The organism is Paenibacillus sp. JT22N12, assembly GCF_056269365.1.
Genome location: NZ_JBWDNU010000004.1, coordinates 386207 through 406981, shown reverse-complemented (window position 1 = coordinate 406981; position 20775 = coordinate 386207). Strand labels below are relative to the sequence as shown.

Annotated in this window: 16 protein-coding genes and 2 pseudogenes; 5 read left to right on the top strand and 13 right to left on the bottom strand. The window is 54.6% G+C overall.

Annotated elements, in window-relative coordinates; genetic code table 11:
* Nucleotides 1–18: 18 nt before the first annotated feature.
* Nucleotides 19–207, top strand: coding sequence for a hypothetical protein (locus AC0YOA_RS17500; protein WP_475787669.1), 189 nt, complete (start codon nucleotides 19–21; stop codon nucleotides 205–207).
* Between the two features lie 14 nt (nucleotides 208–221).
* On the opposite strand, the gene AC0YOA_RS17495 is transcribed toward AC0YOA_RS17500, so the two are convergent.
* On the bottom strand, nucleotides 222–1196 hold the full coding sequence (locus AC0YOA_RS17495) for a LysR family transcriptional regulator (protein WP_210042845.1): 975 nt from the start codon (nucleotides 1194–1196) through the stop codon (nucleotides 222–224).
* Between the two features lie 165 nt (nucleotides 1197–1361).
* On the opposite strand from AC0YOA_RS17495, the gene AC0YOA_RS17490 reads away from it, so the two are divergent.
* Entirely contained in the window at nucleotides 1362–1976 is a 615-nt protein-coding gene (locus AC0YOA_RS17490) for a cysteine hydrolase family protein (protein WP_475787668.1), read from the top strand.
* A gap of 296 nt (nucleotides 1977–2272) precedes the next feature.
* Here AC0YOA_RS17490 and AC0YOA_RS17485 read toward each other — a convergent pair whose 3' ends face one another.
* Nucleotides 2273–3535: a cytochrome P450 family protein gene (locus tag AC0YOA_RS17485; protein WP_475787667.1), complete on the bottom strand. Its 1263-nt coding sequence runs from the start codon at nucleotides 3533–3535 to the stop codon at nucleotides 2273–2275.
* Nucleotides 3536–3763: 228 nt separating this feature from the next.
* Here AC0YOA_RS17485 and AC0YOA_RS17480 point away from each other — a divergent pair, with 228 nt between their 5' ends.
* Nucleotides 3764–4402, top strand: coding sequence for a TetR/AcrR family transcriptional regulator (locus AC0YOA_RS17480; protein WP_475787666.1), 639 nt, complete (start codon nucleotides 3764–3766; stop codon nucleotides 4400–4402).
* Between the two features lie 25 nt (nucleotides 4403–4427).
* Here the strand turns inward: AC0YOA_RS17480 and AC0YOA_RS17475 are convergent, their stop codons facing one another.
* The 3 genes and pseudogenes from AC0YOA_RS17475 to pyk all read right to left on the bottom strand — a co-directional run.
* On the bottom strand, nucleotides 4428–4577 hold the full coding sequence (locus AC0YOA_RS17475; RefSeq protein ID WP_475787665.1) for a hypothetical protein: 150 nt from the start codon (nucleotides 4575–4577) through the stop codon (nucleotides 4428–4430).
* Nucleotides 4578–4697: 120 nt separating this feature from the next.
* The gene (locus AC0YOA_RS17470; RefSeq protein WP_475787664.1) at nucleotides 4698–6701 is read right to left on the bottom strand and encodes an ABC-F family ATP-binding cassette domain-containing protein; all 2004 of its coding nucleotides are present in this window, start codon (nucleotides 6699–6701) and stop codon (nucleotides 4698–4700) included.
* A gap of 96 nt (nucleotides 6702–6797) precedes the next feature.
* Nucleotides 6798–7829: pseudogene (gene pyk / locus AC0YOA_RS17465) on the bottom strand (pyruvate kinase); the annotation flags it as partial.
* A gap of 121 nt (nucleotides 7830–7950) precedes the next feature.
* Between pyk and AC0YOA_RS17460 the strand changes: the two are divergent.
* Complete coding sequence (locus AC0YOA_RS17460; RefSeq protein ID WP_475787663.1) at nucleotides 7951–8745, top strand: helix-turn-helix transcriptional regulator; 795 nt, start codon at nucleotides 7951–7953, stop codon at nucleotides 8743–8745.
* Between the two features lie 19 nt (nucleotides 8746–8764).
* A pseudogene (locus tag AC0YOA_RS17455) lies at nucleotides 8765–10303 on the top strand (sulfatase family protein).
* Nucleotides 10304–10529: 226 nt separating this feature from the next.
* Here the strand turns inward: AC0YOA_RS17455 and AC0YOA_RS17450 are convergent.
* The 8 genes from AC0YOA_RS17450 to AC0YOA_RS17415 form a co-directional block, all read right to left on the bottom strand.
* Nucleotides 10530–12281: a methyl-accepting chemotaxis protein gene (locus tag AC0YOA_RS17450; RefSeq protein ID WP_475787662.1), complete on the bottom strand. Its 1752-nt coding sequence runs from the start codon at nucleotides 12279–12281 to the stop codon at nucleotides 10530–10532.
* Nucleotides 12282–12496: 215 nt separating this feature from the next.
* Nucleotides 12497–13207, bottom strand: coding sequence for an HAD family hydrolase (locus AC0YOA_RS17445; protein WP_475787661.1), 711 nt, complete (start codon nucleotides 13205–13207; stop codon nucleotides 12497–12499).
* A 118-nt stretch (nucleotides 13208–13325) separates the two neighbouring features.
* Nucleotides 13326–14699: an ABC transporter substrate-binding protein gene (locus tag AC0YOA_RS17440; protein WP_475787660.1), complete on the bottom strand. Its 1374-nt coding sequence runs from the start codon at nucleotides 14697–14699 to the stop codon at nucleotides 13326–13328.
* 18 nt (nucleotides 14700–14717) lie between these two features.
* A complete protein-coding gene (locus AC0YOA_RS17435) occupies nucleotides 14718–16124 on the bottom strand; it encodes an ABC transporter permease (protein WP_475787659.1) in 1407 nt (468 codons plus the stop codon).
* A gap of 58 nt (nucleotides 16125–16182) precedes the next feature.
* On the bottom strand, nucleotides 16183–17343 hold the full coding sequence (locus AC0YOA_RS17430; RefSeq protein WP_475787658.1) for an efflux RND transporter periplasmic adaptor subunit: 1161 nt from the start codon (nucleotides 17341–17343) through the stop codon (nucleotides 16183–16185).
* Between the two features lie 116 nt (nucleotides 17344–17459).
* On the bottom strand, nucleotides 17460–18425 hold the full coding sequence (locus AC0YOA_RS17425) for a carbohydrate ABC transporter permease (RefSeq protein WP_475787657.1): 966 nt from the start codon (nucleotides 18423–18425) through the stop codon (nucleotides 17460–17462).
* Between the two features lie 13 nt (nucleotides 18426–18438).
* Nucleotides 18439–19314, bottom strand: a complete 876-nt coding sequence (locus tag AC0YOA_RS17420; protein WP_475787656.1) for a carbohydrate ABC transporter permease — start codon at nucleotides 19312–19314, stop codon at nucleotides 18439–18441.
* Nucleotides 19315–19430: 116 nt separating this feature from the next.
* Nucleotides 19431–20756, bottom strand: coding sequence for a sensor histidine kinase (locus tag AC0YOA_RS17415; RefSeq protein ID WP_475787655.1), 1326 nt, complete (start codon nucleotides 20754–20756; stop codon nucleotides 19431–19433).
* Nucleotides 20757–20775 lie beyond the last annotated feature (19 nt).

Below are 20775 nucleotides of genomic sequence, written 5' to 3'. Positions count from 1 at the left end.
CATAGGAGGATAAAAACCATGACAGAACAAAAAAAGACTTCCGGCACGGAAGCCCTGGAAACAACCGTTGATACTCAGACCACCAAGGAGGATTCAGCTATCGACGCCTTCGCCTCGCAGATAAAGCGATTGAAGGAGCTGGATCTGACCGGCATCGAGCCGCTCCTGCCCCCCACCTGGAAGGCAGAGCGCTATTCCAGGGATTAAGCGCCTAAGCGCCGTCATCCCTTTATCTGATAGGCATTGGGGAACAAGCAGCTGACGCGTTCGACCAGGCTGCTGTGAATGCGACGGGCGATTTGTTCGGTGGGATGTGCGGATGTGGGGGAAGCGGAGTAGGTGACCAGAACCGGCAGATTGACGAAATCGTATTCGACCAGAACCATATTGAAGGGGAGCGGTTTTCCGATCAAATGCGCGATGCTGGTCGCCGGCAGGAAGGTGTGCCCGAAGCCGCTTATGACAATATCCAGCGCCGCCCCCACATCATTGACGATATGGAAACGCTCCGGAACGCCGCCAAACATACTGATCAGCATGCGCTCTGTCATCTCATGGTAACTCAGCAAGGGCGAATTCTCGAACAGCACGAACGGCATGCTGCGCAGCAGCGGCAGATTGCTCAAGTCGGGCGCGATGACCGGATAATTCTCCTTGGGCGTAAGCACGACCACTTTATCTCTCATCACAAAAAGAGAGTCCTGACGGGCAAAGCTGTCCGTCGGCGTATGGATGCAAATATCAAGGCTTCCGCAATCCAGCAGATGCTGCAGCACTTCGGAATGCTTATGAATAAACTTGCATTCGATCTCCGGCGCAATCTGCTGAATCCCTTCGATGATCGGAGACATGAAAGCGGGATGGAAGAAGGACTCGACGCCGATCCTCAGCCTCCTGGCATCCGTGACCGCTTCGAAGGGGCCTTCCAGCTCCCTGTTCTCCTGCTTGCGAAGCAGAGCCGAAGCTTCCTCCAATTCCTGAAACAGCTGAACGGAGTATGCCAGGAAGAAGCGCCCCTCCTTCGTCAGGCGGATGCCGTCCCAGTTGCGCTCCAGCAAAGTGACGCCAAGACCGTCCTCCAGCTTGCGCAGACGGGCGCTCAATGTGGGCTGGGTCACATGCAGCAGCTGAGCCGCTTTGGAAATGCTTTTCTCACGGGCAACGACAATGAATGAATGCAGGCCTTCCATATCCATCTTTCCTCACATCCCTTCGTTATCATAAGTGGAAGTCTGATAATTCCGAGAACTATATGTCATATTCTATTACATGATTATGAAATAAGAAAGCGGATATGCTTTTTATTGGTTGGTCAGCATTCAATTTCCTCACATGAGAAACTAAAAAAGGAGTGATTCACTATGAAACATTATTTAAATCCACAGGATACCGCTTTGGTCATTATTGATATGCAGAACGATTTCTGCCATGAGGAGGGCGCTTCCGCGAAGATGGGGACCGGGGACATCAAGGCCTTCCAGGCCACTGTACCCCCGATTAACGCGCTGATCGATCAGGCGCGCGAAGCCTCTGTACCCGTGATTTTCGTCATGATGACGCTTGACGAGAGCACGATTTCCGAAGCATGGTCCAACAAGTTTCCCGGAGGCTCCATTGTCGTCAAGGACACGTGGGGAACAGAGTTTTACAAGCTGCAGCCGCAGAAAGGCGACTACATTGTGGAGAAGCACCGCTTCAGCGCCTTCATCGGCACCAATCTGGATCTGATTCTGCGCTCCCTTGGGCGCAAATCCATTGTCCTGACCGGCGTTCTGACGAACGTCTGCGTGGAATCGACGGCAAGAGACGGCTTCATGATGGATTACAACATAACCCTCGTCTCCGACGCCTGCGCCGGATCAAGTCCGGCCGCCCATCAGAATACGCTGGATATGATTAACATGGTATTTGGCCAAACCACCGACTCCGCTAGCGTCGCCGATTATTGGAAGCAGGCGATGAGCATAAGCCAATAGACCTTTTTTCTGCCATAGAACATCAAATGCTCAAACCGCGGTTCTCCAACGAGTCCGGTTTGAGCATTTATGCAAGATTACACAGAACCGCCACGGGGGATTGAGCAGCGGAGCTATGAAGCCCCGCCTTATTAAGTATACGCGGTACTCCGACCAATATTTTTTGCATTCTGCGTTATAAAATAAATCAAGCGCCCGATCTCCAGAACCGGGGAGACGGGCGCTTTCTCATGATTTGCCTTTCTATGAACGCTCAGAAACGCTCCGCTGCTGCGTCACTTCCCCTTCTTCCTCCGCTAAAAAGCGACAGGAAGGGTGGCTAACCCCTGCGAGCTCAGCGTGAAGCTCCAGACCACACTTTCTCGAGGGATATTGAGCCGCAGGTCAGGCATCCGCTTCAGCAGGGTGGTAAACGCAATATCTCCCTCCAAGCGGGCCAGCGGCGCCCCCAAACACATATGGATGCCTTGTCCAAAGGCGAGATGACGATTGATGGTGCGCGTAATATCCAGATCCTCCGACTGCGTAAACTGGTGCTCATCCCGGTTCGCTGATTTCAAAACGGGAATGACGACATCACCCTTCTTGATCTGCTGCCCGGCGAACTCGATATCTTCAGTGGCATAACGCGGTCCCGCGATGGTGGCAGGCCCATTGAAGCGCAGCAGTTCTTCGACGGCCGAAGGAACCAGACTGGGGTTGGCTTTGAGCTTCTCCAGCTGCTCGGGATTATCCAGCAACGTGAAGGTGCCTGTTGCGATCAGGTTCGAGGTTGTCTCGTGGCCGGCAAAGATCAATAAGGTGATCATCGAGATCAGTTCTGCCTCGCTGAGCCGATCCCCCTCCTCTTCGATCGCGACCAACTGGCTGATCAAGTGTCCATCAGGATGGCGGCGCTTGTCGTCCACAAGCTGCGCGGTATATTCGCCGAAGGCGCGCATTTGCTCCTCGACCCCCGGCTCTCTCCTTCCGAGGCCCAGGCCGTGCGCGATCGTCGCGGACCAGGCATGGATCTGTTCCCGGTCTGCTTCAGGTACCCCGAGCATGTCGGAAATGACGTTGATCGGCAATGGATAGGCATAGTCCTTGACGAGGTCCATCTCGCCTTGAGCCTGCACCCGCTCAAGCAATTCGTCAGCAATCTCCTGTACGCGAGGGCGCAAGCTTTCCATATATTTGGGCGTGAAGACTCTGGACACCAACCTGCGCAGCCGGCGGTGATCGGGTTCATCGACAGAGAGCATGGATTTTCCGGTAAAGAAGGTAGGGGGAGCGGATGGATCCGCATTGACGCCAATTGATTGCCTGATGTCGCTGTGGCCGTCGATGGTGCTCGCATCTACAGTAAAGCGGGCATGATCCTTGAGTATCTGCGCCGCCTCTTCCATACGCGTGACCATCCAGGCTTGGCGGTCGGTTCCGCCCAGCGGAAACGGGATAGAAATAACGGGTCCCATAGCCCGCATCTGCGCGAAAACCGAAAACGGGTTTTCATCGCTTTCACCGCTAAACAGGCTGAGTGCTGCCTTCTTGGATACGCTTTGATCCGAATTATTCATGATAACCATCCTTTCTCAAGAACCCTTTGCTTTTCAAAAAAAACGGGGATTGAGCTTTCAAAGTCACATGTCTGGATGCCGAATTCAAGATAGAGAACCACGCAGCCCGTCCAGAAATAACCTCAACGGCGGAATCAATACAGCGTTTTCACTATCTTACATTGTCAATTGCCTCTGCACAAAGTATAATGTCACTGAATGACAAATGTCAATGAAGGAAGAAATGATATGGATAACATAGAATCTTTACAATACGAGGAAACACAGCAAGCGGGCTTGCGGGAGCGCAAGAAGCGTCAGGCTCAGGCAGCGATTGAAGAAGCAGCACTCCGGCTCTTTCAGGAAAAGGGTTACGAACAAACCTCTATCCAGGATATTGCCGATGCGGTCACGATGTCTCCACGCACCTTCTTTCGCTATTTTGCGTCCAAAGAGGAGATTCTCTCCGGGCTCATTCGTACAATACAGCGTGATGGTATCTGCTCCCTCTATCACGTTGAGTCAACGGCATCGCCGCATAATGCGCTGCGGGAGCTCTTTGGCTGTCTGGCCAGCCGGTATCAGCAGGAGCGATCCGGTCTTTTAATCCGATATCAGATCGCAATGCAGACCCCGTCGATTGCTTCCTTGTTTCTGTATGCCCTGCTGGAAACAGAGCCTGCCATCTGTGACGCGCTTTGCTCCCGCCTCGAACCTGCGGCAGACCGCAATGAGATGCGCTTCCTGGTGGCCATCTATATGGCTTCATTGCGTGTCGCCATGGGGGAGTGGCTGGAATATGAGGACAAGCTGGATCTTGTCTCCCGGCTGTACGGGCATCTGGACCACTTTTTGTCCATACCTCTTGGGAACAAACAAATGAAATGATGTGAATGATTTATCACCTTAACGATCATTGAGCGGCCGGCCGCTCCTGAACGGCAGGAAGCATGCTCACGCCATGGGCTTTGGGCAAACGGGCAGCGAGCGGGCAGCCTTCGGGCATGGCGGCGATCAGCAGCGACTGTCCCGGCCCGAGGTCCTTACGGAGCAAATCGTACATGTGCAGAACTCGCAGAATATAGGACAATAAGATCCAAACAAAAAAAACTTGCCCCGATAGAACTATCGAAGCAAGTTATTTTTATGGTCAACGGCACACACTCCAATAAACCTTTTGGGTTTATTTTTTCTTGCTCTGCGCGATCCACTCATCCAGCTCATTCAAGTAAGTCCAGCGATCCATCAAGTGCTCCAGCTTGGCTTCCAGCTCCTGCCGCTGGGCAATCAGCAGCTGCAGCTGGGCCGAATCGCTGGATGCCGCTTCCATCTTGTCCGTTGTAGCTTCCAGCTCCAGCTCCGCTTTCGCGATATCCCCGTCGATTGTTTCGAATTCCCGCTGCTCCTTGAACGACATCTTGAGCGGCCGTCCGGAACCGCCCTCCTGGGAGGATTCACTGGCCGGGCTGCCGCCCTTGTCAGGTACCGGCTGCCCGCCATTCTTCGCATCCTCTCCATCCGAACCGCCGCCGCGTCTAGCGCTTCCCTCCGCTGATACTCCGCCGCTGCGGCCAGTTCCCGATCCGCCAGCGGCTGCTGCGACCTGCTCGTAATCGGAGAAATTGCCGACATGCTGGGTGATGACGCCGTCACCCTCAAAGGCAAAGATGCGGTCGACGGTGCGGTCCAGGAAATATCGGTCATGGGAGACCACGAACACAACACCGGGAAAGTCATCCAGATAATCCTCCAGCACGGTTAAGGTGCTGATATCCAGATCATTGGTCGGCTCATCAAGCAGCAGCACATTGGGCGCTTCCATCAGCACGCGCAGCAGCTGCAGCCTCCGCTTCTCTCCGCCCGAGAGCTTGGCGATCGGCGTCCACTGCTGGGCGGGAGGAAAGAGGAACCGCTCCAGCATCTGCGAGGCGCTTACGGTTGAACCATCCCCTGTCGTCACGCGTTCCGCGCTTTCGCGGATATACTCGATGACGCGCAGCTGATCGTTCATCTCCTCCCGCTCCTGCGAGAACACGCCGAGCCGAACCGTGGCTCCCAGCGATACATCTCCGCTATCCGGCTCAAGCTTGCCGGCAATCAGCTTCAGCAGCGTCGATTTGCCGAGCCCGTTGCGGCCCACAATTCCCACCCGGTCCTCCGGAACGGCAATATAACTGAAGTCGCGAATCACTGTCCTGCCTTCGAACGTTTTGTTCAGCTTCTCCAGCTCGATAATTTTCTTGCCCAGCCGCGAGGACGCGACGGACACCTCAAGCTTGCCATTCGCTTTCTCCGGCGCAGCATCCTGCAGTGCCTCGAAGCGCTGAATGCGCGCCTGCTGCTTGGTCGAGCGGGCCTTGGCACCCCGGCGCATCCATGCCAGCTCATTGCGCAGCAGATTTTTCCGTTTGGATTCCGTCGCCGCCTCCCGCTCCTCGCGGTCGAGCTTCAGCTCCAGAAATTGGCTGTAATTGGCCGTGTAGAAGTACGCCTTGCCCCGGTCCAGCTCCAGCGTCCGGTTGCTGACACGGTCAAGGAAATACCGGTCATGGGTAATCATCAAGAGAGCGCCCTTGCGCTTCTGAAGCATGCCCTCCAGCCAGGCAACGGATTCGTTGTCGATGTGGTTGGTCGGTTCATCCAGCAGCAGCACATCGGCAGGCTGCACAAGAGCGGCCGCCATGGCGACGCGTTTGCGCTGACCGCCGGACAAGGTACCCAGCCGCACATCGAACCTCGCAATGCCAAGCTTGGTCAGCGCAGTCTTCGCTTCGCTCTCCAGCGTCCATGCATCCAGCTCATCCATCCGCTGGTTGGCCCGTACCAGCTGCTCCTGCAGGCCGCTGTCTCCGGGCATCTGCTCCAGCGCATGAAGCGCCTGGATCGAAACGCGAACGGCGCGCATCTGCTCCGAATCGCCGCTCAACACATGCTCCAGCACGGTAAGCTCCGGATCGAATACCGGATTCTGCGAGAGCATCTGCACAGTAGCCCCGCCGGCAACAAGAATAGAGCCCGAATCAGGGGGCTCTATTCCTGCAACAACATTCAGAAAAGTCGACTTGCCGGTGCCGTTCACACCGATAATCCCGATCTTGTCGCCTGTCTCAACGCCAAACGACACATCATCAAACAATATTTTCTCACCATAGCTTTTGGCAATGTGATCAATCGTTAATACATGCATACCTTAATCCCGCCTAACATGGAGTCGATCACAAAGAATACACGCATGTGCATTCCCTGTCCTCTATCCACTTTAAACGATAAGCTAAGCTTCAATCAAATCTTTCTTTGAATAGGCGGCCGCGGACTGCTCCGCCTTGAAGGCGATCGCGGCCATCGTACGCACCGCTTCCACCGGATAAATGCCTGAAGCCGTCTCCCCGGAGAGCATCACCGCATCGGTTCCGTCCCATACCGCATTGGCTACGTCGCAAGCCTCAGCGCGTGTCGGACGCGGTTGGCTTTGCATGGATTCCAGCATTTGCGTCGCCGTAATGACGAATTTGCCCGCTTTGTTGCAAGCGCCGATCATCAGCTTCTGGGCAACCGGAACATCCTCGAGCGGAATCTCCACGCCCAGATCGCCGCGCGCCACCATAATCCCGTCGGAAGCCTCGATAATGGCCTGCAGCTCCTCAAGCCCTTCCTGGTTTTCGATTTTGGAGACGATCTGAATATGTCCGGCGCCCTGCTCAGCCAGCATCCGCTTCACCTCAAGCACATCCTCGGCGCGGCGCACGAAGGACATGGCGATCATTTCCACATTCATTTCAACGCCGAACCGGATATGCAGCTTGTCACGTTCCGTTACGCCCGGCAGACTTGTGCGGATACCCGGCAAGTTGACGCCTTTGCGGGATTTGATGATGCCGCCGTTCTTGATGACGCATTCGACCTCGGAGCCTTTAACGGAGACAACCCGCAGCTCAATCAGACCGTCGTCAATCATGATGCGCGAGCCCGGCGTCACATCCTGCGTCAAATCATACGAGACGGAGATCCGTTTGTCCGTGCCGGCGATCTGCTCTGTCGTCAAGGACAGCGCTTCTCCGGTCTTCAGCAGATAGGAGGGCTCCTGCAGCAAGCCTGTGCGGATTTCCGGCCCTTTGATATCCAGCATCGTGGCGATCGGCATATTCAATTTCCGGGCAACCGAGCGCACTCTCTCAATACGTTCTCGGTGATCGTTCAGCTCGCCATGCGCCAAATTCAGCCTGGCAACGTTCATGCCCGCTTGAATCATCTCTCCCAAAAGCTCATCGGTATTGCAAGCCGGTCCCATTGTACATACAATTGTTGTTTTTTTCATCCGTGTCACTCTCTCTCCTTGTATATATCTCTATTCTTCTATTATAGAAGAACCCTTGCGGCAAGAGGACTCACTATAGTACAGTAATTGTATTATAGTATGACAGAAACCGGTGATAAGCATGTTCCACATCTTTGAGATCTCACAGGACCGGGGAATTCCGGCAAGAGAAAGAAGGCCGATCGGCAGTGACTGCTACACGCTGATCTGGGTGCGCTTCGGGCAATGCAACTACGAATACAGGGGCAGCATCGCGCTCTGCCGCAAGAACGAGCTGCTGCTGATCCCCGCAGGCGTGCCCGCCGCCGAGCTGCGCGGAGCCGGCGGTATTCGCGAGAGCATCACGGTCCGGTTCAGTCCGGCCAGCAGCGGGGCAGCAGGCCAGCTTCCCCTGCTCGCGCGGAGGGAGCCGCTGCGCTGGATGACGCATATGCCGGAGCTGCTGCTGGATAAGCTGCTCCAGCTGGCCGAGCACTGGAGCGAGCGCGATCCTTATTTTAGTGTGATGTGCGGCGCATTGCTGACCGAGCTGATTGTGACCGTCAACCGCGAGGTCGATGAAGGGGAGCAGGCCCCCTCCTCCATCCGGCATATTGAACGTATGAAGCATTATATTGAGGACCAGTACCGCAGCCATATTACCAAAGTCGAATTGGGTGCCTGCATCGGCGTCAGTCCCAATTATGCGGCGGCATTGTTCCGCAAAATGACGGGGCTGACAATCAGCGAATATGTCCACCTCAAGCGGATGAAAACCGCCCAGTTTATGCTGCTGCACTCGCAGCTGTCGGTGCAGGATATATCCGAGCATCTGGGCTACAGCGATCCTTCTTATTTTAACCGCGTGTTCAAACGGATCGTCGGCAAGCTGCCCTCCATGCTCCTCGCCGAGCGGGATGGAACAGGAAGAGAATAATCTTAAGGAGGACGAGTTCTTGAAAAAAAAACCGAACATCCTGCTGATTACAAGCGATCAGCAGCATTGGAACACACTAGGTGCCTTTAACCATGAAATTTCCACCCCCAATCTGGATCGGCTGATCAGAGAAGGCACTACCTTCAAGAACGCCTATTGCCCCAACCCGACCTGCACCCCGAGCCGCGCCTCCATCCTCACCGGCAAATACCCGAGCCAGCATGGAGCATGGACTTTGGGAACGAAGCTCCCGGAGGATCAGGATACGATCACGAATAACCTGGGCAAGGCAGGATATAAAACAGGGCTGATCGGCAAGGCTCATTTTCAGCCGCTTGTTTCCACCGAAGACTATCCGTCCCTGGAATCATACCCGCTCATGCATAATCAGGAATTCTGGAAGCAATTCAACGGCCCCTTCTACGGCTTCGACCACGTGGAGCTGACGCGGAATCATACCAACGAGGCCCATGCAGGGCAGCATTACGCCCTCTGGCTGGAGCAGCAGGGCTGCGCCAACTGGCGGGACTATTTCCTGCCCCCAACCGGAACGATGGATTCCTCCATTACCTACAAATGGCCGATTCCGGAGGAGTACCACTACAATACTTGGATTGCGGAGCGCACGAATGCCAGGCTGGAGCAGCATGCCGGAAGCGACGAGAGCTTCTTCCTCTGGTCCAGCTTCTTCGATCCCCATCCTGAATACCTTGTTCCGGAGCCGTGGGATACCCTGTATGACCCTGACAAGCTGACGATCCCGTCTATTTATCCCGGCGAGCATGACCGCAACCCGCCTCATTTTGCCAAGACCCAGGAGGAAGCGCCCGACTTCTCGGACCTTCGCGAAACCGGCTTCGGCATTCACGGCTATCGCTCCCATCTGCATTATGGATACGGGACGGATTTTCCATTAACGGATGAGCATCGCAAAAAGCTGGTGGCTGTCTATTACGGAATGATCAGCATGATGGACAAATACATCGGGCGCATTCTGGATAAACTGGATGAGCTTGGGCTCACCGACAATACGATTGTTGTCTTCACCACGGATCATGGACATTTCTTCGGCCAGCACGGCCTGCAGTTCAAGGGCGGATTTCATTATGAGGATCTGATCAAGCTTCCGTTCATCGTCCGGTATCCCGGCCATGTACCTGCAGGGCAATCCTCCCATGCCATACAGTCGCTGGTCGACCTCGCCCCTACCTTCCTGTCCTTCAGCGGACTTGCGGTTCCTCTCCCCATGACAGGAGTCGATCAGCGGGAGGTGTGGCTCGGCCAGCAGGCAAAAGCGAGAGACCATGCTATTGTGGAGTTCCGGCATGAACCTACCACCATCCATCAGAAAACCTATATCAATGAACGCTACAAAATAACCGTTTATTACAATCAGATTTATGGCGAGCTGTTTGACCTGAAGGAGGATCCCGGAGAAATTCATAATCTGTGGAATGAACCGGAGCATGAAGCCTTGAAGTAGCAGCTGCTGCTCCAATATATATGGGCCGAGCTTGGCAAGGAGCCGCTGGCCATGCCGAGGATCGCCCATGCCTAGAAGACCGGCGATAAGCCGGCGGAGCAGGCGAATATAGTCTGCAATAAGCATTCGCCTTTTGTATCCGCGCGCGGCATCAAGCCGGCATCTAAGGTGTATTTGATATTTGATAGCAGCCGCTAAACGGCGTATTGGCCTGATTCAAAAAAATTCCCGTATCCAAGATGGCGGTCATCCGCTGAAGCAGCGGAAAGCTTGCCATCCGGTACGGGAATTTTGCTTGTCATTACAGCTTGAAGCGGTGGGCCAGCTCCTGCATTTCCTTGGACATGCCGCTTAGTGATTCAGCGGAAGCGCCGATCTCCTCCATTGCGGCCAACTGTTTCTCCGTAGAATCGGAGATGCCATGAGCGAGTGTATTGCTTTGCTCCGATATACGGTCTATTTCCTGCAGCGAGGCGGCAATTTCCTGCGAGCTCGCGGACATCTGCTCTGCGGCGGCCGAGCTCTCCTGCACCTGATCCACAACACTTTGCGTCGCATCCAGAATCCGTGTCAACGCTTCGCTGGTATGCTGGATCGACCTTGTTCCCTCCCGGACTTCCCGCTCGCCCTTCTCCATTGCAACGCCCGCTTGTCCGATATCGCCCTGGATCGTTTGAATCAACTCCGCGACCTGCTGCGCCGATTCCTTGGAACGCTCGGCCAGCTTCTTGACCTCACCCGCCACGACCGCAAAGCCCTTGCCCTGCTCACCAGCGCGCGCCGCCTCTATGGAAGCGTTCAGCGAGAGCAGATTCGTCTGCGTCGACAAGTCCGTGATAACCTCAACGATCTCGCCGATCTGGTGCGAGCGCTCACCGAGCCTGGTCACGATGACAGCCAGCTCATCAACCGTCATATTCACAGCGGCCATCTGCTCCGTGCTTTGCTCCAGAAGCAGATTGCCCTGCCGGGCCTCTTCCAGCGTCAAGGTCGAAGACTCGAATGCCGCGGCAGAGGTCGAGGCCACACGCTGAATGCCTGATGCCATCTCTTCCATCGCCATCGAGCTCTCCTTGATGCTTCGCGCCTGCATTTCGCTGCTTGTCGCGCTTCTTAGCACCGATTCGGCGATATGATCCGTCGCCTGTGTCGTCTGCTCAATCGCATCGCTTAATTCGCGGGAGGAAGCCGACAAAGAATCCGAGCCCTTCAGCAGCCCCGAAGCCAGCTGCCGCAGATTGGTATACATCGCCTCGAACGAAGAAGCAAGCTCACCCAGCTCGTCTTTGTTGCCTACCTTCAGGTCTGCTGTCCGCAGATCTCCGGTTGAGAACACTCTGGCCTGTGCAGCGAGCTTTCGAACCGGCCGGGAGATATGGCGGGCAAACAGTGTCATGACAACAACGCCCGCTACCCAGCAGCACAGCAGCGTAATAATAATCGTATCGCGGATATGCTTTTGGCCGCTGTTATAATCCTGCATATAAGACCCTGCCGCAATAATCCAGCCCCATTCGGGACTTGCCTCGGCGTAGACGATTTTCTCCGCTTCCTTGGCAGAATTCGGGAGCGGCCACAAGAAGGTCGAGAATCCTCCGCCGCTCAGTCCCTTCTGGATCATATCTTTTATGTAAAAGAATCCGTCGCTCGTTTGCTTCTCGGCTATATTCTGGCCTTCCAGCAGGGGATGCGCCAATAAGTCCCCGTTCTCATCAAGCACGAAGAAATAACCGTTCTCCCCCATATCGATATTGGCGTTAATCGGCCGCGTATCGCCTTCCTTCGGCCCCAGCAGCAGCTGCTTCATGTTCTCCTCAGCTTCTTCCTGCGTCATGCCGCCTTGTTTCACCTGCTGTGACAAGGCTTCGGTCATTTCAATAGCCATGTGGACGCTATTGCTCAGGTTTTTTTTAATCAACAGATCCGCTTCCTTGAACGAAACCTGATAACTGATAATGCCCAGTACAAGAACAGGAGTCAGCAGGAGCAGCAGCGAAACCAAAATTAATTTGACCCGAATCGATAAATTCCTTTTTTTCTTTATCGGAATCATGATATTCTCCTCCTAATGGACGGTATATAGATCTCATGTCCTATATATTACTATTTATTTCGATTAATTTCGATATTTTTCGCTATAATTTGGTTAGAAGTATGATTATTATATGTTATTTTGACAGAAGCGCGTGACCCCCGATGCAGCTGCTCATGAAAAACGGCTTGAAAAGCGCAGGCTCAGCTGCGTTTTTCAAACCGTATTTTAGGATATTAAATAATTAATTCACGGAGGTCGCCCACAATCCGGACAGGCTTATGAATTGCGTCCTCAGGTTTACCGCCTCTCCGGTTGAGCCATATCGCGCGCCAGCCGGCAGCCGTTGAAGCTGTGACATCATTCACCCAGGCATCGCCGATGTACAGGCAGTTTGCCGGAGGCTGACCGATGATACGGCTGATATGATGAAATACCTCCGGGTCCGGCTTCGCGATTCCCAGAGCATCGGACACAAAGATCCGCTCCGCCGGGATCATAAGATCCAGCCCCAGCGCCCTGATTTTGCCCCATTGATGCCCGTAAGGCCCATTGGTCATAATGCCCGCATCGATTCCCTTCCGCTGCAGGGCTCCGATAAGCTCCGCCGCTCCGCCGGACAGGCTGATATGGTGCTGCCGGTGTTCATAGTCTCTCTGCAGCAGCGAAGCTTGCTCATTATCCAGTCCGAGCCCCAGCTCATCGAAGGCAAGGGTAAGGCGCTGAATTCTGACATCCTCAAGGCTGAGCTCTCCCGCCTTGTACTTGTCCCATAGGCGGTCGCTGTAATGCCGTACCCTGCGAAATAAAGTTTCCGCTGCTGATTCCGCCATTTCCAATTGCGGCAGCGTATGATGCACCGCATCGCGAAACGGCTGCATCTGATCATACAGCGTATCATCAAGATCAAAGAACACCGCCTTGATCCCCCGTAAAGCTGTTTCCATTGCCTGTTCTCCTTCTTCCTGCACTGACTGAGTACATTATACAGGACAAGGCAAGCCCGGCACCAATGGTACGGCAGGCCTGCCGGCAAACAGCGGAAACGGATAAGTGCTGCCTCGCTTATTCATTCAAGTAGGTGGTGACCTTGCCTTGGATAGCGGCAGCGGTTTCCTCCGCGCTCTTCTGTCCCCTGAAGAATGGACCGGTCTCGCCTGCAATCAGCTCGGCGATTTTGCTGTCTGTTTCCTGAACAGCATTAATACCGGTCATGTAGCTCTCCAGCTTGTCGATTTCCTTATCTGTCGGCGGTTCAATCACAATCGATTGCCCGTCCAATGTCTTCTTGCTCGTGGCGCCGGTGTTTTCCTGCTGCTTGAGCGCCTCCTGAAGGCCGTGGAATGCCTTCTTGCTTACGGGCATCCCTCTCATGCCGCTCCTTGAGCTGTTGGATTGAATTTCATCAGACAGTATGAATTTCAAAAATTCCCACGCCGCCTGCTTGTTGGGCGACTTGTCATTAATCGAGAGGGTCAAATTAGAGCGGAAAGCATATCCGGGGGCTGCGCCCGGAGCTCTGTAAACCGCCCCCTCAGCACCCAGCATCACTTGAGGAATCGTGATGAGATCGCTCAAATATCGGAAGGGATAGGGCAAAAACAATTTCAAATTGGTCCCCGCATCCGGGGCGACCATACCATCATCAACCATCTGCTTCGCCTGCTTGAGCAAATGGATGAATGCCTCCCCATCGAATGAGGCCTTCCCGGCCTCTTGATCGACGAACTGTCCGATGCCGGGGTTCAGCATCGTTTGCAGAAGCGTATCTGCCGGCATCTGGCTGATGGCCGAACCCCCTGACGGAACGAGCGGCTTGACCCGGTCGATAAATTGCTGCCAGCTCCAATCCTTGTCGCCCACATCGCTCTGTCCGATGGCCGAGCTGTCGCCGATCCACAGGTTGGTGAACTGCACCGAGGTTGGAATCGTCACATATTTACCGTTATATTTCAAGGTATCGAACACATTGGCATAGTAATCGTCCAGCTTAAAATCGGGATCGCTGTTCATCATTCCGCCGATATCGGCGAGCATATTCTTGTCTGCGTATTTCTTATAAGGCAAATAGTTCGTAACCAGCATATCCGGACCTTTGCCGCTGGCCAGCTCCGTCGTGACCGTCGATACGAATTTATCCATATCCCGCTGAATCTGCGCTGATGCGCCTGCGGCGGTTTTATCGCCCGGCATCGCGACATACTCTTTGAAATTTACCTCGATTCCCGGATGGGAAGCTTCGAATGCCGCTTTCAGCGAGTCAAAAAAAGGCTCATTCGACTGGACGGCGATCGTCAGAACAATGGGGTCCGCCGATACCGGTCCCGCTGTGTCCCCCGCAGGCACCGACGGTTCATTATTCGCTGTACTGCATGCTGCTGTCAGAAGCGGGAACAGTACAACCAAACTCATGGAAAGTTTGCGCAAGGTTATAACCATTGGACTGGACATCCTGAATTACCACTCCTTCTTGATCGTTATTTGGTGGTGATACCCGGCAACACTTAGTAACCATCCCCATAAAATGATCGGATCGTGAGGGGATATTATGATTTCAATATTCGCCTGCCTGGCTGCAGCGAGCATAACCAGGTGCGCTGCCAGAATGTAAAGGAAGATTCGAACGGCCATACTGCCGCTGCCGAGTCCGGCAGATCTCCATAATTTGATTCCGATCCATGTAAAAGGCAAGCCTGCCAGCAGACCGACTGCTGCAAGGCCGCTAACCAGTTCATTGACCCGCTGCCGCATCAGCGTCTGCCCATCGTACGAAACCGCTCCCGCCTGATTGGCAACAGTCAGAAACCGCTGGCCGACCAAATCCCGAAAGAACGATAAATCGATCCAGCGGTCGGGAATCATTTCAGCCGGCAGATAGAGGGGAAAACGGATCAGCAGCCACATCATGCCGATACCTGCTGCCAGAGCCAAACCAGTCGCGGTTCTTCCAAGCAGCCATAGACGGTTGCTCCGCAGCACATCCATCCAATCATCCTTGACCAATGACGCTTGAATTCGCCTGTAAGCCTGGCTCAGCTGGAGAATCAGGACCCTCGCGGCGGCAGCCATGGCTCCAACTCCTGCAGCAAACAGCAGGAGCTGTGTTTTTTGCGCAATCCACCGGTGCTCCTGCATGTCACTGTCGATCACAAAGGAATCGGATCGGCTGCCTACTGCTGAAAGAAGCTGTCTAATCCTGTCTTCGTCGGCGATCCAGGACCCGCTATCAGCAGCAATGCGCATCTCCTGTATGGAAAGCCCCGGGTAAAGGTCAAGCAGGGTGGTAACCGGTACGATTATGTCCGGTCTGCTGTCATTCGTCATACTGCGCAGCAGTGAAGAGGATTCCTCAAACACACCGACGATATGGAATGCAGTACCGCCGATCTCAACGCTTTTCCCTGTTACATCGGTAGAACGAAAGAGCCTCTCCGCCATTTCCGTACCAAGCACCGCCACTCTGCTGTGCCCCGTTAGGGCTGTTTCCGTAACCGGACTGCCGGATCTGATCCATCTCTGCGTGAACAGGCCGTCATCCGCACTGACGCCAATCACGTCTCCTGTCACCGACACTTGCCCATAGGCAATCGTATCGGGTCTGCTTGCCGACCAGGATGAAGGCAAGGGCGCCCAGGCAGCGGCGATGCGCTCCATTTGCCGAAGCGTCCATCCGGCGGAGCCCGTTGGATTGGCAGAAGCCGCTGAAGCGGATTCGGGATTAACCCGAACAGTTAACCTGTCAAGCTTCTGTGTTCCATTTGCCTCTTCCCAGCTGTGGATTATGGCAGTCGATAATCCCGCACCTGACATCAGGAGCAGCACTCCTGCAAAAACAATCCAAGAAGCCAAGCGTATACGGCGCATCGCGTGGGCCTCCTTCTCATAGTCATCCCGCATAGCCCTTCGCTCTGCGGTCCGCGGGCTACTCCGCAGCAAGCACCCTGTCGCCGTCTGCCACTGGCTTACTGCTCGATACGACTACTTGGTCCCGGGGAGTGATTCCTTTGACCACGATTGTCTTTGTTTCATCCTGATCTCCGGTTTCCACAGCTGCCTGCTGCAGGAAGTATTCGCTGCCGAGCGGACCGTTTCGTTCCTTCAGCAGCAGCACAAATTCTCCGTCGGCATCCTCCCGAATAGCACCGCTGGGCAGAAGCATGGCGGACGGCTGCATCTTCTTCACAAGCGTCCATTCTCCGGTTTCTCCACCCTTCAGCCGCTCGTCCTTCAATGTGAGGACAACTTCCTTCATGCCGCTTGCGGGCTCTGCGGCAGATCCGGCCGTTTCGTCCCCGGAAACGGGGGGAGCACGGACAATCGCTACCTCTGCGGGAATACGCGCATTATCGAGCGATTCAAAGACAGCCTCCGCCTGATCGCCGACACTGATCCGGTCGGCTTGACTTGAATCGAGCAGAAGCGTAATGCGCTGGCCAGCGGCGGGATCGGCCAGCCGGACCGCCGCCATCCCTGCCTGAACCGCAGCGCCTCTGTCCGCATTCAGCTCAATGACAATTCCATCTGTAGGAGCCTTGATGACGGAAGACTGCTGAAGGGAGTCCTCCTGACGGGATATCTGCCTCTCCATCATCTCCAAATCAAGCTGCATGCTCTTGATGTCCAGCGAAATCGTTCGGATAAGCTGTCCTTCCGAGCTTCTTTGGGCTTCGATATACTGCTCCTGAAGCTTCTCAAGCGCGATCCGCCGCTGCTCATACCGCGTCCGGTCGTCTTCCAGCGCCTCCCTGGCCGCCTTGGTGTCGAATGCGACAAGCGTCTGCCCGCTCTTGACCTGGTCGCCGGTCTGGACATAAACCTTACTGACCGGCCAGACTGCTCTCGTATACAAATCAAGAGTCTGCGCCGCTTCCACAGCTCCAGAGCCGGAAATCACATATTGAAGCGCACCTGGCGCCGCTTGCTGCAGCGTAACCTGCGGAACCGAGTAATTCAGCAGCGTGTTTGAGAACAGTGTAAGCAACGCAATGCCAACGATGAACAAGACGATCACCTTGCGCAGGTATCGTTTGCCGGACCGTCCGGGCGATGCCGGGAGCGGACCGGCTGTTTCCGGCAGCTGCATATTGAACCTCCTTCGATTTTGCGCGGGGCAAAATCATTACTCGTTAGCTTCGACCCCGCTTTGCCCGGCAAACCGCAGCAAGCATAGGATTGAAAAGCAACCCGGCGGCAGAGAGGTTACCCTTTAATGCCGGACAGCTGGATGCCCTCCACCAGCTCCTTCTCCGCGTACAAGGCCAACAGGAGCATCGGCAGCATGTAAATAGTAGAAGCGGCGAATGCGATACCGCGTTCTTCCGCTCCAATGACGGACAGATAAACGGACAAGGGCTGCTTGATGGCATCCTGCAAAAAAATAAGCGGCTGCTCCACCATATTCCAGTTGTCGACAAACGCGAGAATCGCAAGCGCCGCCATCCCGGGTCTGCACATGGGCACGATCACCCGCCTGAAGATGATCCAGTGCCCAGCCCCATCCACTCTGGCGGCTTCGGCATACGCATGGGGGATCGAGCTCATATACTGCCTGAGCAGAAATACACCAAATGCGCTGAATATTCCAGGAAGCACGATAGACGAGTATGAATTCAGCAGGCCCAGTCGGTCGGCAACGATGTAGTTGGGTACAAGCGTGACCTGAAAAGGCATCAGCATCATCACAATGTACAGGAAGAACAGCGGTTCCCGGCCGCGGAAGCGGAAACGGGAGAACGCATACCCTGCAAGCGAGGCTATGGCGATTTGTCCGGCAATAATCGGCACGACGATTCTCAGCGAATTCCAGAACATAAACAGAAATTGCGGCTTCTCAATCAGAACGGTATAGTATTGCGACAACGTGATCCGGTCGGGAATGAACTGCATGCCCACAAATCTGTCTCCGCCCGAAGAGGAGTCATCCAGGACCGCTGCGCCGCCGGATATCGCGGAATAATGCGCGGAGATTTCATTTTCGGTCATCAGCGAATTCGTAAAGGTCAGCAGCAGCGGAATCATGAATGCCACAACCACCGAAGCCAGGAGAATCGTGCGCAGCATGGCCCCCCATCCGCCGGCCCATACCGCAATCCGACGCTTCCAGCGCTTTTGCCCCGCAATGATGATGATCCTATGACCAGCTGGGTCCGCCTCCAATTTCCTCACATTCACGCCTCCTCTAACCGATCGATTTGCCAATGCGGCGTTCCGCCATAAACAGCAGCAGCACGAGCAGCACAATGATTACTGTCATTAAGAACGCGGCGGAGGTCAGCTTCTGATAGTCCAGTGATTTGAACATATTGTTCATGAAATGCTGCAGCATGTAAATGCTCTCGTTCGGGTAATCTCCAGCGATCAGATACGTTTCCCGGAATACCTTGAACGAGTTGATGATCGACATGATAAAGACAAGGAACGTCGTCGGCGTCAGATACACAAGTGTAATGGATCTCCATTTTTTCCAGCTCCCCGCACCATCCATGGACGCCGCTTCATAGTAATCGGCGGGAATGTTCTGAAGCCCCGCCAGAAACAGCACCATGTTGTAGCCGATGTTCTTCCATAAATAGACGACGATCACAACGGCCATCGCCGAGCCGCTTTCCATCCAATCGCGGGGTTCCAGCCCGTATCCGGCAAGGATGCCATTGAGGGAGCCGTTCAGATCGAACAGCATCTGCCAGACATACACAACCGAAGCGACAGGAACGACGAGCGGTATCAGAAATCCGATCCGCAGCCAGTTCCGGGCATATAACTTGCGGTTCAGGAGCATGGCAAGGCCCAGCGACAGCAGCATATTAAGCGGAACGCTGATGCCTGTGAAGAGGAGCGTATTCCGGGCCGCCTGCCGGAAGACGGGATTAGCCAGCAGGTCAAGATAGTTCTGTATGCCGACGAAAGAACCGTCAATGGGACTGTCAAACAGCGAATAACGGAAGCCAACCATAAAGGGGAAGAGATAAAAGACCGAGAAGCCGATCAGACTGGGTGCCAGAAACAAATTGACCGCGACAAATTCCTTTATCCCCCGGCTCCGGCGCTGTGCCATAAGCAATCACCCCCTTTCCTGCTGCGACTACCCACAGCTTATCCGCCGTTTATGAAACAACCATGAAAAAACGGGGCCGCACGTGAAACTCACGCACAACCCCGCTGTTTGTTTGCTTATCCGGGCAAAATAACGGTGAACCGGCTGCCCTTGCCGTATTCACTTTCCGCCGTGATTCTTCCCCCGTGCGCTTTGGCAATCCATGCCGCAATCGACAAGCCGAGTCCCATTCCGCCTGTACTGCGGGAACGTACCTTATCCGCCCGATAGAAGCGCTCGAATATAAGTGGAAGCTCATCCGCGGGAATGCCGGTCCCCGTATCCGACACGGTCAGCTTCCAGCCCTCGCTGCCGCCCGCCTCCAGCCGGATCATGACTGTTCCCTCCTGCCTGTTGTATTTCAGCGCATTGTCCAGCAAAATGATCACAAGCTGCTTGACCCTTGCCTTGTCTCCATGAAAGCTGCTTGAAGCACCCGCTGCAAGCTTATCTTCCAAATACAGCCGTACCCCTGCGCTAAGCGCAAGCGGGCGCATCATTTCTACCGCTTCCGCCACAATCGCTCTTAGCTCGAACGGCTCGAGCAGCAGCTGCGGATATTCGGAATCGCTGCGGGACAATGTCAGCAGTCCCTCAACCAACTGAGTCATTCTGCTGATTTCCTCCTCCATCTTCTGCAGCACATCCTGTTGAAAAGGCGGCAATCTGTCCCTGTATTCCCCGATGACCTCCACAGACGAATGAAGGACGGCAAGCGGCGTCCGCAGCTCATGGGAAGCGTCCGCCGAAAATTCCTGCTGCCGCTTATATGCCTGCCGGATCGGAATCATCGCCCGTCCTGCGAATACATAGCCGATTCCCGAAGCGATGACAAGCAGCCCCGCACCCAGAATGATCATAATCATCCGCATTTGATTGAGCACGTATTGATTGCTCGTGACTTCCTTGCCCGTGAACAAATAGCCGTAATCCACCGTGCTCTTATCCAGCGGAACGAGCATCGTGGTGAAATCCCTGCCTTCCGGCGTATGATGATCCGTGAGCGCATTCAAACCGCCACTGGAAATATCTGTTTTGGACCATGCGAGAATGTCTTCCGTCGGTATGCTTCCATTCGTGCTCTGCTTATAAGAAGAAGTCAGAAGCTGTCCGCTGGAATCGACCATGATGCAGAATTCATCCAGCTCAAGAAAGCCCCAGTTGAATGCCACCGTCTTGGGATAAGTCAGCTGCAGCAGCTCCGGGATACTGAGACCCGTCTTGAGCGATACCCCTTCGAGCTGACCCGATACTTGTGTAAAAACCTGCTTCAGCTGCGTGGACACATTGTTCTTCAAGGTGTGGCTGAGCAGCAGGTAATAAGCCAGCGCTACAATGATGAGAATGATAGCGATAATGCCCCCGTAGCTGAGCGCCAGCATACTGCGTGTTTTCTGGAACATGGCAGCCCCCTGGTTAACA

What these genes read in the sequence shown, in the direction of transcription:
- AC0YOA_RS17500 (WP_475787669.1), top strand. Translation starts at nt 19, where the DNA reads ATGACAGAACAAAAAAAGACTTCCGGCACGGAAGCCCTGGAAACAACC.
- AC0YOA_RS17460 (WP_475787663.1), top strand. Translation starts at nt 7,951, where the DNA reads ATGTTCCACATCTTTGAGATCTCACAGGACCGGGGAATTCCGGCAAGA.
- AC0YOA_RS17475 (WP_475787665.1), bottom strand. Translation starts at nt 4,577, where the DNA reads ATGTACGATTTGCTCCGTAAGGACCTCGGGCCGGGACAGTCGCTGCTG.
- AC0YOA_RS17495 (WP_210042845.1), bottom strand. Translation starts at nt 1,196, where the DNA reads ATGGATATGGAAGGCCTGCATTCATTCATTGTCGTTGCCCGTGAGAAA.
- AC0YOA_RS17440 (WP_475787660.1), bottom strand. Translation starts at nt 14,699, where the DNA reads ATGGTTATAACCTTGCGCAAACTTTCCATGAGTTTGGTTGTACTGTTC.
- AC0YOA_RS17430 (WP_475787658.1), bottom strand. Translation starts at nt 17,343, where the DNA reads ATGCAGCTGCCGGAAACAGCCGGTCCGCTCCCGGCATCGCCCGGACGG.
- AC0YOA_RS17445 (WP_475787661.1), bottom strand. Translation starts at nt 13,207, where the DNA reads ATGGAAACAGCTTTACGGGGGATCAAGGCGGTGTTCTTTGATCTTGAT.
- AC0YOA_RS17450 (WP_475787662.1), bottom strand. Translation starts at nt 12,281, where the DNA reads ATGATTCCGATAAAGAAAAAAAGGAATTTATCGATTCGGGTCAAATTA.
- AC0YOA_RS17415 (WP_475787655.1), bottom strand. Translation starts at nt 20,756, where the DNA reads ATGTTCCAGAAAACACGCAGTATGCTGGCGCTCAGCTACGGGGGCATT.
- AC0YOA_RS17485 (WP_475787667.1), bottom strand. Translation starts at nt 3,535, where the DNA reads ATGAATAATTCGGATCAAAGCGTATCCAAGAAGGCAGCACTCAGCCTG.
- AC0YOA_RS17490 (WP_475787668.1), top strand. Translation starts at nt 1,362, where the DNA reads ATGAAACATTATTTAAATCCACAGGATACCGCTTTGGTCATTATTGAT.
- AC0YOA_RS17470 (WP_475787664.1), bottom strand. Translation starts at nt 6,701, where the DNA reads ATGCATGTATTAACGATTGATCACATTGCCAAAAGCTATGGTGAGAAA.
- AC0YOA_RS17435 (WP_475787659.1), bottom strand. Translation starts at nt 16,124, where the DNA reads ATGCGCCGTATACGCTTGGCTTCTTGGATTGTTTTTGCAGGAGTGCTG.
- AC0YOA_RS17420 (WP_475787656.1), bottom strand. Translation starts at nt 19,314, where the DNA reads ATGGCACAGCGCCGGAGCCGGGGGATAAAGGAATTTGTCGCGGTCAAT.
- AC0YOA_RS17480 (WP_475787666.1), top strand. Translation starts at nt 3,764, where the DNA reads ATGGATAACATAGAATCTTTACAATACGAGGAAACACAGCAAGCGGGC.